Consider the following 12,333-nt stretch of genomic DNA (forward strand, 5'->3'; position numbering starts at 1 on the left):
GCTGCGCCTCCCTCTCTCCCGGTGTCGACATGTGGATCACCACGGGACAGCCGGTGGACAACCGCTGTCTCCTGTGGACAACCAACCGGTGACGGTGGCACAACCTGTTGATATCTTACACCGGTGTCAGTCCCACATGTTGGGGTTGACGGTAGATGCCCACCCCACGGGAAGCAAGACGACCCGGCGTGTCGCCCCGACATTCACCCGCGCCGGCGTACCCATCGGACATCGCTCACCGAGGGTGAGGAAGACACACCCCGGCGAGCGGAGATCACCCTGCGGAAACGGGGACCGTCAGCATGACGCCGACCGGCAGGACACCCTCGGTGAGGGAATTCATCCGACGGATGTCCTCCACCACCGCCCGGGGATCCCGGCCGGGATCGCTGTCCTGCGCGATGGACCACAGCGAATCGCCGGGGGTCACAGTGACCTGGGTGACGCCGCCGGCCGCGGGGGCGGACGCCAGCGTGAGCGCCAGCAGCAGAGCCGACACCGAGACGGTGAACGTCATCGCCAGGCGGGCCGCCCGACCCATCACGTAACCCCGGACGACCGAACGGACGGCGGGCGGCGCACAGGCCACCACCAGCCGCCGGACCGGCCGGGAAGGCAGCACTCCGGTGACCGGGCCGCGCCGCGCCGTGCGACGCTGCCGTCGGCGGGCCGCCGCGGCACCTGCCGCGGTGCGCGACCCGCCGGTGATCCTCGCGGCCTGCCGCGAGATCGACGGGGCGTTCGACGAACCCGGTCGCGCGGAGCCGACCGGCCCGGAGAGACCACCCGTGCCCGTCGGTCGCTCCGCCAGACCCCAGGCCTGCAGCAGCGCGCGGTCGGAGCCGGCCGAGCTGTCCCACTCCGCCGCCCGGGGGAAGACGGCCACCGGGCGGGGCCCGGCCACCCGGCCGGCGGTCCGGTCGTCGACTCCACGGTCGGCACGTCGCCCGGCAGTCCGGGCAGGGAGCGCACACGTCTGGGTACCCATCGCACACCTCGTTCCCATCACGACCCCGTGGGGCCGCTCGGCGTCCGACACCGACCGCAGCGGCCGTGCGGCGGTCCCGGACACCTGGTCCCGGACCGACACCGGCCGACTCCGCGGAGTCGAACGCACGTTCTATCGAACGTCACCACGAGTTCTACACGGCACCCCCGACAGTCGAAAGGGATCGCGGCGTGTCGATCGAACGCTTGTATGAATCGTGACCTAGGCTCCTGACATCTCCGGGACGGACGGGGCCGGCGACCGGTCCCGCATCAGCCCCGCACGACAGGGAGGTCACGTCAGTGGCAACGCAACGCCCACCCACCGGATCGGCCCCGGACACCCGACCCGACCAGGCGACCGACTCCCCCACCGGGACCGGCGCACCCACCCCGGGCACCGACGCCACCGTGGTCGAGTTCCCGGAGGTCCCGGCCGCACCCGGGGTGCTCACCATGCGCCAGCGCAAGGTGCTGCAGGTGATCCGGGAATCGGTGGCCGAGCGGGGTTACCCGCCGAGCGTCCGCGAGATCGGCGAGGCCGTCGGCCTGAAGTCGCCGTCCTCGGTGGCCCACCAGCTCAAGGTCCTCGAGCGTCGGGGGCTGTTGCGCAAGGACCCGAACCGCCCCCGGGCCGTGGACATCCGACCGTCCGACGAGACGTTCGACGACGGCACGACGGACACGGGTCCCACGATGCCCACCCCGGCCTTCGTCCCGCTGGTCGGGCGGATCGCCGCCGGCGGCCCGATCCTCGCGGAACAGCATGTCGAGGACGTCTTCCCCCTCCCCCGCGAGCTCGTCGGCGAGGGCACCCTGTTCCTGCTCCGCGTGGTGGGCGACTCGATGATCGACGCGGCCATCACCGACGGCGACTGGGTGGTGGTCCGTCAGCAGCCGGTGGCGGAGAACGGCGACATCGTGGCCGCGATGATCGACGGCGAGGCGACGGTCAAGACCTACCGCCGCAAGGACGGCCACATCTGGCTCATGCCGCACAACGCCGCCTACGAGCCCATCCCCGGTGACGAGGCCGTGATCCTCGGCCGTGTGGTCACCGTGCTCCGCAAGATCTGAGCTCGGTGACCGACCGCTGCCGTCAGCCACCGGCAACGCATCGGGCACCGACACGAAAGCCCGGACTCCCTGAGGGGGTCCGGGCTTTCGTGTGCTGGATCCGAGGGATCAGGAGGCGCGGTGCTCCTCCGTCGGGGCCGGCTGGTAGACCGGCGCCGGCTGCGGCTGGTAGGCGGGGGCCGCCTGCGCGGGCTGGTAGGCCGGCGCCGCCTGCTGGTAAGCCGGCGCGGCGACCGGCGGCAGCGGGGCGGGCACCGGGTTGAGCTGGGCGGCCGGGGTCGGGAGGGACGCACTGGCGTCCGTCTCGGCCGGCTTGGCCACCTTGCCCTTGGCCGCGTCGTCCTCGTGCATCGCCGACACCTCGGACTTGAGGATGCGCAGCGACCGGCCGACGCCGCGGGCGGCATCGGGCAGCTTCTTGGCGCCGAACAACAGGATGAAAACGGCCAGCACGATCAGCCAGTGCCACCAGGACAAGCCACCCATGTCAAACCTCCTGCGAAGCGCTGCCGAGGCAGGCGACGGTCGATGTCGTCGGACGATGCGTGCCGTGGAGCGAACACGCAGGCAATCGGTGCCCACGATACCCCGCACCCCCGTGCGACCCCTGTTCGTCCACCCGGGGGTCGCGGTCCGGTCGCCGATCGACGGTCGATCAGCCGGCCGGGGCGACCCGGTAGCCCTCGAGCAGACCGGCCAGGTTGCCGTTCACCCGGGCTCGCAACCGGGTGCCCGCCCCCTCGTGCTCCTCCTCGAGGACGGTGCCCTCGGCGTGCACCCGGGACACCAACGCCCCCTCGGTGTACGGCAGCAGCACGTCGACCTCGACGGCCGGGTCCGGAAGGTGCCGGGCGATGACCGACCGCAGCTCCTCCATGCCCTCCCCGGTATGCGCGGAGACGAACACCGCACCGGTGAACAGATGCCGCAGATGGGCCAGGGTCACCGGGTCGGCCGCGTCGATCTTGTTCACCACGATGATCTCCGGGACGGTCGACGCCTCGATCTCGGCCAGCACCTGGCGCACCGCGGTCACCTGGTCCTGAGGACTGGCGTCCGAGCCGTCGACCACGTGGATCAGCAGATCGGCGTCGCCGATCTCCTCCAGGGTCGACCGGAAGGACTCGACCAGCTGGTGGGGCAGGTGCCGGACGAAGCCGACGGTGTCGGTCAGCGTGTACAGCCGCCCGTCGGTCGTCCGCGCCTTGCGCGTGGTCGGATCCAGGGTGGCGAACAGGGCGTCCTCGACCAGCACCCCAGCATCGGTCAGGCGATTGAGCAGCGAGGACTTGCCGGCGTTGGTGTAGCCGGCGATGGCCACGGCCGGCACGGCGTTGTCCCGTCGCTGGGACCGCTTGGTGTCCCGGACCTTGCGCATCCCGCCGAGCTCGACGCGCAACTGGGCGATGCGCTTGTAGATGCGCCGGCGGTCGATCTCCAGCTTGGTCTCGCCCGGGCCTCGCGAGCCGATGCCGGCGCCGGCGGCCACCCGACCACCACGCTGCCGGGACAGGGCGATGCCCCATCCACGCAGGCGGGGCACCAGGTAGTTGAGCTGGGCCAGTTCGACCTGCGCCTTGCCCTCCTTGGAGCGGGCGTGCTGGGCGAAGATGTCCAGGATCAGCGCGGTGCGGTCGACCACCTTGACCCGGAGCTTCTCCTCCAGGTTGCGCAGCTGGCCGGGGGTGAGTTCGCCGTCGCAGATGACCGTGTCGGCACCGGTGGCCTCCACGACCTCCTTGAGCTCGGCGACCTTGCCGGAGCCGATGTAGGTGCTGGAATCGGGGTGCTGACGCCGCTGCATGAGCGCGTCCAGCACGACGGAACCGGCCGTCTCGGCCAGGCGGGCGAGCTCGGTCATCGACGCCTGGGCATCGGTCAGGGTGCCGCCGGACCAGACTCCGACCAGGACGACCTGCTCGAGGAGCAGATCGCGGTACTCGACCTCGGTGATGTCGGTGAGCTGGGTGGACAGACTGGCCACCCGCCGCAGGGCGGCCCGGTCGGCCAGGTCCTGGCTCCCGCCCGACACCCGATCGGCCCCGTCCAGAACGGTGGGATCGACCCGGTCGGTGACGACGGATTCCCGCCCGGCGGCAGGCCCGTCCAGGTCGATGTCCGACATTCCGTCCAGGACCACGGCGGACGACGCGCGGGGATCGACGGCCGGCTCGAGGTCGGCAGCGGGCATCGGCGATGTGTTCTGTGTGCTCATATGCCGTCCAGGGTGCCACCGAACGGCCGTCGGATCACAGGGTTTTCTCGCCCTTGCGCTGAGGGCGGACGCCTCAGGTTCCCGTCCAGTGCCCGGTGGCGACCAGAACGGCCGGACCGGTCAGGCTGCTGTCCTGGCCGGTGCGGTCGACGCGGACCGCTCCCCCGGGCACCAGGACGTGCACCGATCCGACGCTCCGGCCGGCCCAGCCCAGGGCGACCGTCGCGACGGCGACGGTGCCCGTGCCGCACGACCGGGTCTCCCCGCTGCCCCGCTCGTGCACCCGCATGCGGACACGATCCGGGGCCAGCGGCACCACGAACTCGACGTTGACGCCCGCCGGGAAGAGCTCCGCGTCCACCCCGGGCGCCCGGGTCAGATCCAGGGCGGCGAGCTCGGCGAGGCCACCGTCCAGCCGGCAGACCAGGTGCGGATTTCCCACGTCGACCGCCACACCCGGGTAGCGGACCCCGCCGACGACAGCGGCCGACGCCGCCCCGAGGACCGCCGGACCCATCCCGACGGTGACGTCGCCGTCCGGTCCGACCTCGGCGGTCCGCAGACCGGCCCGCGTCTCGAACGTGACGGGGCCGGGTCCGGTCCACCCGGCGTCCACCAGGAAGCGCGTGAAGACGCGGGCTCCGTTGCCGCACATCTCGGCGAGCGACCCGTCGGCATTGCGGTAGTCCATGAAGAACGGGGCGAGCGTCCCGGGGGCGACGCGGATCACCCCGTCGGCACCGATGCCGGCGCGGCGGTCGCACAGGGCCCGGACCTGGTCCGGGGTGAGATCGAGGAGACCCTCGCGGTCGGGAACGAGGACGAAATCGTTTTCGGTCCCGTGCCCCTTGACGAACGGCAACCCGGAGGGCGGCCCGGCGGGGTCGGCGGCATCCGTCACCGGACCACCGTACCCAGCGTCGACCCGGCCGCGCGGACCTCGCGCAACGCCCGGTCGACCAGCCCCGGCTCGTCCACGTCGAGATCGATCATGCGCAGGTCACGCCGCAGCCAGGACCGCTGCCGACGGACGAAGCGCCGCGTCGCCACCACCGTCTCGGTGATGGCCGCATCCAGATCGGCGCGCCCGTCCAGCACGGCGAGCAGCTGCGGATAGCCCAGGGCACGCCGGGCGGTGAAACCCTCCCGCAGCCCGGCCGCGGCCAGCGTCCTGACCTCCTCGAGCCAGCCGTCGGCCACCATCCCCCGCACCCGCCGCTCCAGTGCCGCGTCCAGCACGGTGGTGTCCCGGTCCAACCGCAGCAGGACGGCGTCGTACCGCGGCGGGCCCGGCCGCAGGGTGGCCCGGAACGGGCCCCCCGTCACCTCGTTGACCTCCAGCGCCCGGACGATGCGCCGACCGTTGGCGCTCTCGATGACCTCGGCGGCCGCCGGGTCGACCCGTTCCAGGCGGGCGAACAGGACGGCCGCACCGAGCTCCGTCAGCTCGGCCTCGAGGCGCGCCCGCACCTGTGGATCGGTGCCGGGGAACTCGATCTCGTCGACCACCGCCTGGATGTAGAGGCCGGAGCCCCCGACGAGGATCGGCACCCGTCCGGCCGCCCGGATGCCCTCGACCGCGGTCCGGGTGTCCCGCTGGTAGGCCGCGACGGTGGCCGTCTCCCGGACGTCGAGCACGTCGAGGAGGTGGTGCGGGATCCCGCGGCGCTCGCTGACGGTGAGTTTCGCCGTCCCGATGTCCATGCCGCGGTACAGCTGCATGGAGTCGGCGTTGATCACCTCCCCGCCCAGGTGCTCGGCGAGCCGCAGACCCAGCTCCGACTTTCCGACGCCGGTCGGTCCGGTCACCACGACCAGGGGTGGCGGGATGGTCATCGGGTGGTCCCCCCGCCCGGGTGGGACCGCAGGGCGAACGGCTGCCCGTCGTGGAGCCGGACGCGCGGAGCGGGCGCTGGACCGGGCAGCGTCGGCACGCCCGGGCGGGCCACCAGAGGTCGGATCACCCGACGTCCACCTCCCCGAGCTGTTGCCGATCGCCGAGCCGGTACCGGCGCGGCACGGTCGGAGCCGCCCGACGGTACCGCCGGGGTGCGCGTAGCCGCGGCGCCGGTGGGCGGGACACGTGGGCCGGAGCGCATCCCGCTCTCGCCTCGCCGGGCCCGGCCGGGCACACTGAGGGTTCGCTGACCAGGGGTCAGCTCTGAGCAGGGGGCGTCCACGGGCGCCCGGGTGTCGTCCCGACACCCCCGTCGAGCAGTGGAAAGGCCCGTACCGATGACCGAGGACACCACCCCCGCCCCCCGTTCCGGCCAGGACGCCGACCCGGAGGCGGACGTGCGCCAGGCCGCCCAGGACGGCATTCCCACCGACGACCCGCGCGACGAGTACGTCCTCTCGCAGGCCCCGGCCGACGTGATCACACCGCACCCGGGCCTGACCGACACGGCGCCGGCGGCCGGAGACAGCGAGGACGCCGCCGGAGCCACGGACTCCGATGCGCCCGGCACGGACCACCCCGCCCCGGAAGCCCCCGACCGGTCGAGCAGCACCACCGGCATCGAGCCGGACCACGACCCGGACACCACCTTCAGTGCCGAGAACGCCACCACCACCGGCCCGGCCGTCCACCCGGAACCGACCGAGGCGGAACGGCGCGAGGCGGGGCAGGCGGACGCCGGGCGCGCCGGCGGGGATCCGACCACCGTCGAGCGGTCCGACGGGGCGGAAGCCGTCTCCGTGCCCGCCGCGCCGGTGCCGTCGGTGCCGGCCGGTGAGGAGCCGGCGCTCGCCGCCCCCGAGCACGACGCCCCGGACACCGCGCCCGTGACCCCCCGCGAGGCGACCACCGACGATCAGGTCTCCCCCCCGGTCCCCGGAGCCCCGGTCGCCCCGTCGGGCGGGCCGGGCGGCCGTCGCGATCAGCCGACCGGGCCCCGCATGCCCGGTCAGCGCGGTGCGGCCGGCCGCCCGGGCGGCAAGGGACCGCGCCGTCCCGGACCGCGACCGTCCACCGCTCCGGCCACCCCGACCGTCGAGCCGATCGTGGAACCCGTCGACCCGCACCAGTGGGGCCGCATCGACGACGAGGGGGTCGTCTACGTCCGCACCGCGGCCGGTGAGCGGCAGGTGGGGAGCTGGCAGGCCGGGGACGCCGAGGCCGGACTGGCCCACTTCGGCCGGCGCTTCGACAACTTCGCCACCGAGGTGGCCCTGCTCGAGGCCCGTCTGGTGTCCGGCTCGGGCGACCCCAAGGCGGCCAAGCAGCAGGCGTCCACGTTGCGGGACTCCATCGACACCCTGTCCGCCATCGGCGATCTCGACGGGTACGCGGCGCGGCTCGAGACCATCATCACCGGGGCCGACGGGGCGATGGCCATCGCCGCACAGGCCCGGACCGCTGCCCGCGCGGAGGCGGTGAAGGCCAAGGAGGCGCTGTGCGCCGAGGCCGAGGGCCTCGCGGAGTCGACCCAGTGGAAGACCACCGGCGACCGACTCAAGGAGATCGTCGAGGAGTGGCGGGCGATCCGCGGGATCGACCGCAAGACCGACGACGCTCTCTGGAAGCGGTTCGCCAAGGCGCGGGACACCTTCACCCGGCACCGCGGGTCGCACTTCGCCGAGCTGGACAAGCAGCGCACCGCGGCTAAGGACGCCAAGGAGGCGTTGATCGCGCGGGCCGAGGCGCTGTCCGACGGCACCGAGTGGGGTGACACCGCCCAGGGCTACCGGGATCTGATGATCGAGTGGAAGGCCGCCGGACGCGCCCCCCGCGACGTCGAGGACGCCCTGTGGGCCCGGTTCCGCGCGGCCCAGGAGAAGTTCTTCTCCCGCCGCAATGAGACCTTCGCCGCGCGCGACGCCGAGTTCGAGGGCAATGCCGCGATCAAGGAGAAGCTGCTGGTCGAGGCCGAGGCCATCGACCCCGCCGCGGGTCTGGACAAGGCGAAGGCAGCCCTGCGCAACCTGCAGGAACGGTGGGAGGCCGCCGGCAAGGTGCCGCGCGAGCGGATCCGGGAGTTCGACGGGCGACTGCGCGCCGTGGAGGAGGCCGTGAAGGCCGCCGAGGACAAGCACTGGCGCAAGACCGACCCGGAGACCACGGCGCGGCTGCAGCAGTTCGAGTCCCGCGTCACCGGCTACCAGGAGCAGGCGGCCAAGGCCCGGGCCGCCGGCAACGAGCGCAAGGCCAAGGAGGCCGACGCCCAGGCCGCACAGTGGCAGGAGTGGCTGGAGGCGGCCCGCAAGGCCGTCGACTGACCGTCCCGGCCGGACCGCACGCACGACCACAGAGCTCCTCCCGGGTCACCCGGGAAGGGCTCTGGTCGTGCCGGGCTCCGTCGTGCCCAGGGTCGGTCGCGCCCAGGGTCCGCGCTACCCGGGAGGTCAGGCGCCGCAGGCGGACACTGGCACGGCGGCGGGGGCCGGCCGGCCCATCGACGGCAGCCCCAGTCCGACCCCGGGCGTCCGCGGGGTGACCCCGGCCTCGGCCCGGTCGCCGGCGAGGGTGCGGCGGTGGTGGGTCAGGTCGCCGTCCGCGACCAGGTGGTGCGGGGCGGCGTAGGTGGCCACCGTGCGCACCACGTCCCCCGGTCGGACGGCCCGGTCGACGGCGGGTCCGGTGGGCGCGAAGTGGACGAGCCGTCCGTCCCGGGCCCGGCCGGACAGGCGTCGGGTCGCCGTGTCCTTCCGACCCTCCCCCGCCGCGACCAGCACCTCGACCTCGCGTCCGACGACGGAACGGTTGCCGGCCAGCGCCGAGCCGTCGACGACCTCCATCAGGCGCAGGTACCGGTCCTTGACCACCTCGGGCGGCACCTGGTCGGGCAGGCTCGCCGCCGGGGTACCCGGCCGCGGGGAGTACTGGAAGGTGAACGCGGCGGCGAACGCGGAGGTCCGGGCCACGTCCAGGGTGGCCTGGAAGTCCTCCTCGGTCTCCCCCGGGAAGCCCACGATGATGTCGGTGGTGATGGCCGCGTCCGGCATGGCCGCCCGGACCTCGTCGAGGATCCCGAGGTAACGGGCACTGCGGTAGGAGCGGCGCATCGCCTTCAGCACCCGGTCGGACCCGGACTGCAGCGGCATGTGCAGCTGGTGGCACACGTTCGGGGTCTCGGCCATCGCGGCGATGACGTCGGAGGTGAAGTCCTTGGGGTGCGGGGAGGTGAACCGCACGCGTTCCAGGCCGTCGATCCGCCCGCAGGCGCGGAGCAGCGAGCCGAACGCGGTGCGGTCCCCGAACTCGACGCCGTAGGAGTTCACGTTCTGGCCGAGCAGGGTGACCTCGAGGACGCCGTCGTCGACCAGCATCCCGACCTCGGCCAGGATGTCGCCGGGCCGGCGGTCGTTCTCCCGGCCGCGCAGCGAGGGCACGATGCAGAACGTGCAGGTGTTGTTGCAGCCCACCGAGATAGACACCCACGCCGAGTAGGCCGAGTCGCGCTTGGCCGGCAGCGAGGACGGGAACACCTCGAGGGCGTCCAGGATCTCGACCTGCGCCTGCTCGTTGTGCCGGGCCCGCTCGAGCAGGGTCGGCAGCGACCCGACGTTGTGCGTGCCGAACACGACGTCGACCCACGGGGCCCGCCGGAGGATCTCGCTGCGGTCCTTCTGGGCCAGGCACCCGCCCACCGCGATCTGCATGCCCGGCCGGTCGGCCTTGACCGGGGCGAGGTGCCCGAGGTTGCCGTACAACTTGTTGTCCGCGTTCTCCCGCACCGCGCAGGTGTTCAGCACGACCACGTCGGCCGGATCTCCGGTGGCGGCATCCGCCGGGACGTAGCCCGCCTGCTCCAGCAGGCCGGCCAGCCGCTCCGAGTCGTGCACGTTCATCTGGCAGCCGTACGTCCGCACCTGGTACGTCCGGGCCGGCATCCCGTGGTCGGGTACGGCGGGGACGTTCACGGCGGTGGCGGGCGAGGCGGCCGGCGGGGCCGGGAGAGCCTGCGGGGCGGGCAGCAGCGGCACGGAAGTCACGGGCAACAGGGTACGTCCGGGACGGTGGCGGCCCGGAGATCCTGCCGCACGGGGGCCGCATCCGCCGTCCATCTTCGGGGCGCCCTACACCCGGGTGTGTCATCTTCTCGTAAAGGTTCGATTACTGCTGCCCGGAGAAGGACCCCGGGGCGGCTCGCCTGTGACAGGGTCGGTGTCCCGGCCGACCGGCCGGAAATGGGCAGGAGGACGTGTGACCGCAGCACCCCAGCAGTCCACCGGGACCATGATCGCGATGACGGACGTGCAGAAGCACTTCGGTGAGCTGCACGTCCTCAAGGACGTCAACCTCGAGGTGCCGGCCGGCCAGGTGGTCATCGTCATCGGACCGTCCGGGTCGGGCAAGTCCACGCTGTGCCGGACGATCAACCGGCTCGAACCCATCGACTCCGGATCGATCCGCATCGACGGGACGGAGCTCCCCGCCGAGGGCAAGGGGCTCGCGCAGCTCCGCGCCGACGTCGGGATGGTCTTCCAGTCGTTCAACCTGTTCGCCCACAAGACGATCCTGGAGAACGTTACCCTGGGGCCGATCAAGGTCCGGAAGATGAACAAGGGCGAGGCCGAGAAGCTGGGCATGTCCCTGCTGGAACGGGTCGGCATCGCCTCCCAGCGCGACAAGCTCCCCGCCCAGCTCTCCGGCGGCCAGCAGCAGCGCGTCGCGATCGCGCGGGCCCTGGCCATGAAGCCCAAGGTGATGCTCTTCGACGAACCGACCAGCGCCCTGGACCCGGAGATGGTCAACGAGGTCCTGGACGTGATGACCTCGCTGGCCCGGGAGGGGATGACCATGGTCGTCGTCACCCACGAGATGGGATTCGCCCGCAAGGCCGGCGACCGGGTGCTGTTCATGGCCGACGGCCAGATCGTCGAGGACGCCCCGCCGGAGGAGTTCTTCACCCACGCGTCGTCCCCGCGGGCGCAGGACTTCCTCAGCAAGATCCTCGCCCACTGACCGAGGCCCTCCCCACGATCGTCGGCGGGGCACTCCCCGCCGTTGCACGGCAAGAAGATCCATCCCCGTCCGGGAGATCCCCGTCCGGGAGAGGACCGAGAGGAAGTACCCCATGAAGTACCGCACCAAGGCCGGCCTCGCCGGCGTCGCCGCCCTCGCCCTGCTGCTCTCCGCCTGTGGCGGGAACAGTGGATCGGCCGGCGGCGTCATCGCCTCCGGCACCGCCGCCGCGGGCTCGGCCACCTCCGCCGCCGGCTCGGCCGTGAGCTCCGCGACCTCCGCCGCGAGTTCGGCCGCCTCCTCCGCCACCGGCTCGGCCGGTGGTTCGGCCACCGGCTCCGCCGCAGCCGGCGACTCGGCCCTGCTGACCAAGGCCGAGGGCGGCTCGCTCATCGTCGGCATCAAGTACGACCAGCCCGGGCTCGGCCTGAAGAACCCGGACGGCAGCTTCTCCGGGTTCGACGTCGAGGTCGCCAAGTACGTCGCGGAGAAGCTGGGCGTGCCGGAGAGCGGGATCGAGTTCAAGGAGTCGAAGTCCGCCGAGCGTGAGAACCTGATCGACCGCGGCGAGGTCGACTACATCGTCGCCACGTACTCGATCACCGACGCCCGCAAGGAGAAGGTGAACTTCGCCGGGCCGTACTTCGTGGCCCACCAGGACCTGCTGGTCAAGGCGGACAACGCCGACATCACCGGCCCGGACTCCCTCGACGGCAAGATCCTGTGCTCGGTCACCGGCTCCACCCCGGCGCAGAAGGTCAAGGACAACTACTCCGCGACCGTCGCCCTGCAGGAGTTCGGCACCTACACCGAGTGCGTGGAGGCCCTGCGCACCGGTGTGGTCGACGCCGTCACCACCGACGACGTGATCCTCGCCGGGTACGCCGCCCAGTACCCCGGTGAGCTCAAGCTCGTCGGCAGCGGGTTCTCGGACGAGAACTACGGCATCGGCCTGGCCAAGGGCGACGACGCCGGCACCACGGCGATCAACGACGCGATCCAGGCCATGATCGACGATGGCTCCTGGGCCGCGGCCCTGGAGTCGACCGTCGGGCCGTCGGGCTACACCATCCCGACCCCGCCGACCCCCGGCAGCTGATCCACCCGGCCGTGGCCCCCGGCATCCGGGGGCCACGGTCGTTCCGGT

The 12,333-nt window shown here is 72.6% G+C and carries 10 protein-coding genes; 4 read left to right on the forward strand and 6 right to left on the reverse strand.

Going from position 1 to position 12,333, the window contains the following annotated elements:
• Positions 1 to 274: 274 nt before the first annotated feature.
• Positions 275 to 904 (reverse strand): LysM peptidoglycan-binding domain-containing protein, encoded by a 630-nt coding sequence (locus J2S58_RS05655; RefSeq protein WP_205258436.1) that lies wholly within the window; start codon positions 902 to 904, stop codon positions 275 to 277.
• A gap of 539 nt (positions 905 to 1,443) precedes the next feature.
• On the opposite strand from J2S58_RS05655, the gene lexA reads away from it, so the two are divergent.
• Positions 1,444 to 2,064: a transcriptional repressor LexA gene (gene lexA / locus J2S58_RS05660; RefSeq protein WP_205258474.1), complete on the forward strand. Its 621-nt coding sequence runs from the start codon at positions 1,444 to 1,446 to the stop codon at positions 2,062 to 2,064.
• Positions 2,065 to 2,172: 108 nt separating this feature from the next.
• On the opposite strand, the gene tatA is transcribed toward lexA, so the two are convergent.
• The 4 genes from tatA to miaA all read right to left on the reverse strand — a co-directional run bounded on the left by tatA (position 2,173) and on the right by miaA (position 6,115).
• Positions 2,173 to 2,550: a Sec-independent protein translocase subunit TatA gene (tatA, locus tag J2S58_RS05665; protein ID WP_205258435.1), complete on the reverse strand. Its 378-nt coding sequence runs from the start codon at positions 2,548 to 2,550 to the stop codon at positions 2,173 to 2,175.
• 169 nt (positions 2,551 to 2,719) lie between these two features.
• On the reverse strand, positions 2,720 to 4,189 hold the full coding sequence (hflX, locus tag J2S58_RS05670; protein WP_205258473.1) for a GTPase HflX: 1,470 nt from the start codon (positions 4,187 to 4,189) through the stop codon (positions 2,720 to 2,722).
• Positions 4,190 to 4,352: 163 nt separating this feature from the next.
• Positions 4,353 to 5,180 carry a diaminopimelate epimerase gene (gene dapF, locus J2S58_RS05675; protein WP_205258434.1) on the reverse strand — a complete coding sequence of 276 codons (828 nt, stop codon included), beginning with the start codon at positions 5,178 to 5,180 and terminating at the stop codon, positions 4,353 to 4,355.
• Complete coding sequence (miaA, locus tag J2S58_RS05680) at positions 5,177 to 6,115, reverse strand: tRNA (adenosine(37)-N6)-dimethylallyltransferase MiaA (protein WP_205258433.1); 939 nt, start codon at positions 6,113 to 6,115, stop codon at positions 5,177 to 5,179. The genes dapF and miaA overlap by 4 nt, the downstream gene beginning before the upstream one ends.
• Before the next feature lie 1,062 nt (positions 6,116 to 7,177).
• On the opposite strand from miaA, the gene J2S58_RS05685 reads away from it, so the two are divergent.
• Positions 7,178 to 8,497, forward strand: coding sequence for a DUF349 domain-containing protein (locus tag J2S58_RS05685; protein ID WP_205258472.1), 1,320 nt, complete (start codon positions 7,178 to 7,180; stop codon positions 8,495 to 8,497).
• 126 nt (positions 8,498 to 8,623) lie between these two features.
• On the opposite strand, the gene miaB is transcribed toward J2S58_RS05685, so the two are convergent.
• Positions 8,624 to 10,111 (reverse strand): tRNA (N6-isopentenyl adenosine(37)-C2)-methylthiotransferase MiaB, encoded by a 1,488-nt coding sequence (miaB, locus tag J2S58_RS05690; protein ID WP_205258471.1) that lies wholly within the window; start codon positions 10,109 to 10,111, stop codon positions 8,624 to 8,626.
• 346 nt (positions 10,112 to 10,457) lie between these two features.
• Here miaB and J2S58_RS05695 point away from each other — a divergent pair, with 346 nt between their 5' ends.
• Complete coding sequence (locus J2S58_RS05695) at positions 10,458 to 11,186, forward strand: amino acid ABC transporter ATP-binding protein (protein ID WP_205258470.1); 729 nt, start codon at positions 10,458 to 10,460, stop codon at positions 11,184 to 11,186.
• A gap of 112 nt (positions 11,187 to 11,298) precedes the next feature.
• On the forward strand, positions 11,299 to 12,285 hold the full coding sequence (locus J2S58_RS05700; protein WP_205258432.1) for a glutamate ABC transporter substrate-binding protein: 987 nt from the start codon (positions 11,299 to 11,301) through the stop codon (positions 12,283 to 12,285).
• Positions 12,286 to 12,333: the final 48 nt, after the last annotated feature.

The sequence above is a fragment of the Nakamurella flavida genome, assembly GCF_030811475.1.
GTDB lineage: Bacteria > Actinomycetota > Actinomycetes > Mycobacteriales > Nakamurellaceae > Nakamurella > Nakamurella flavida.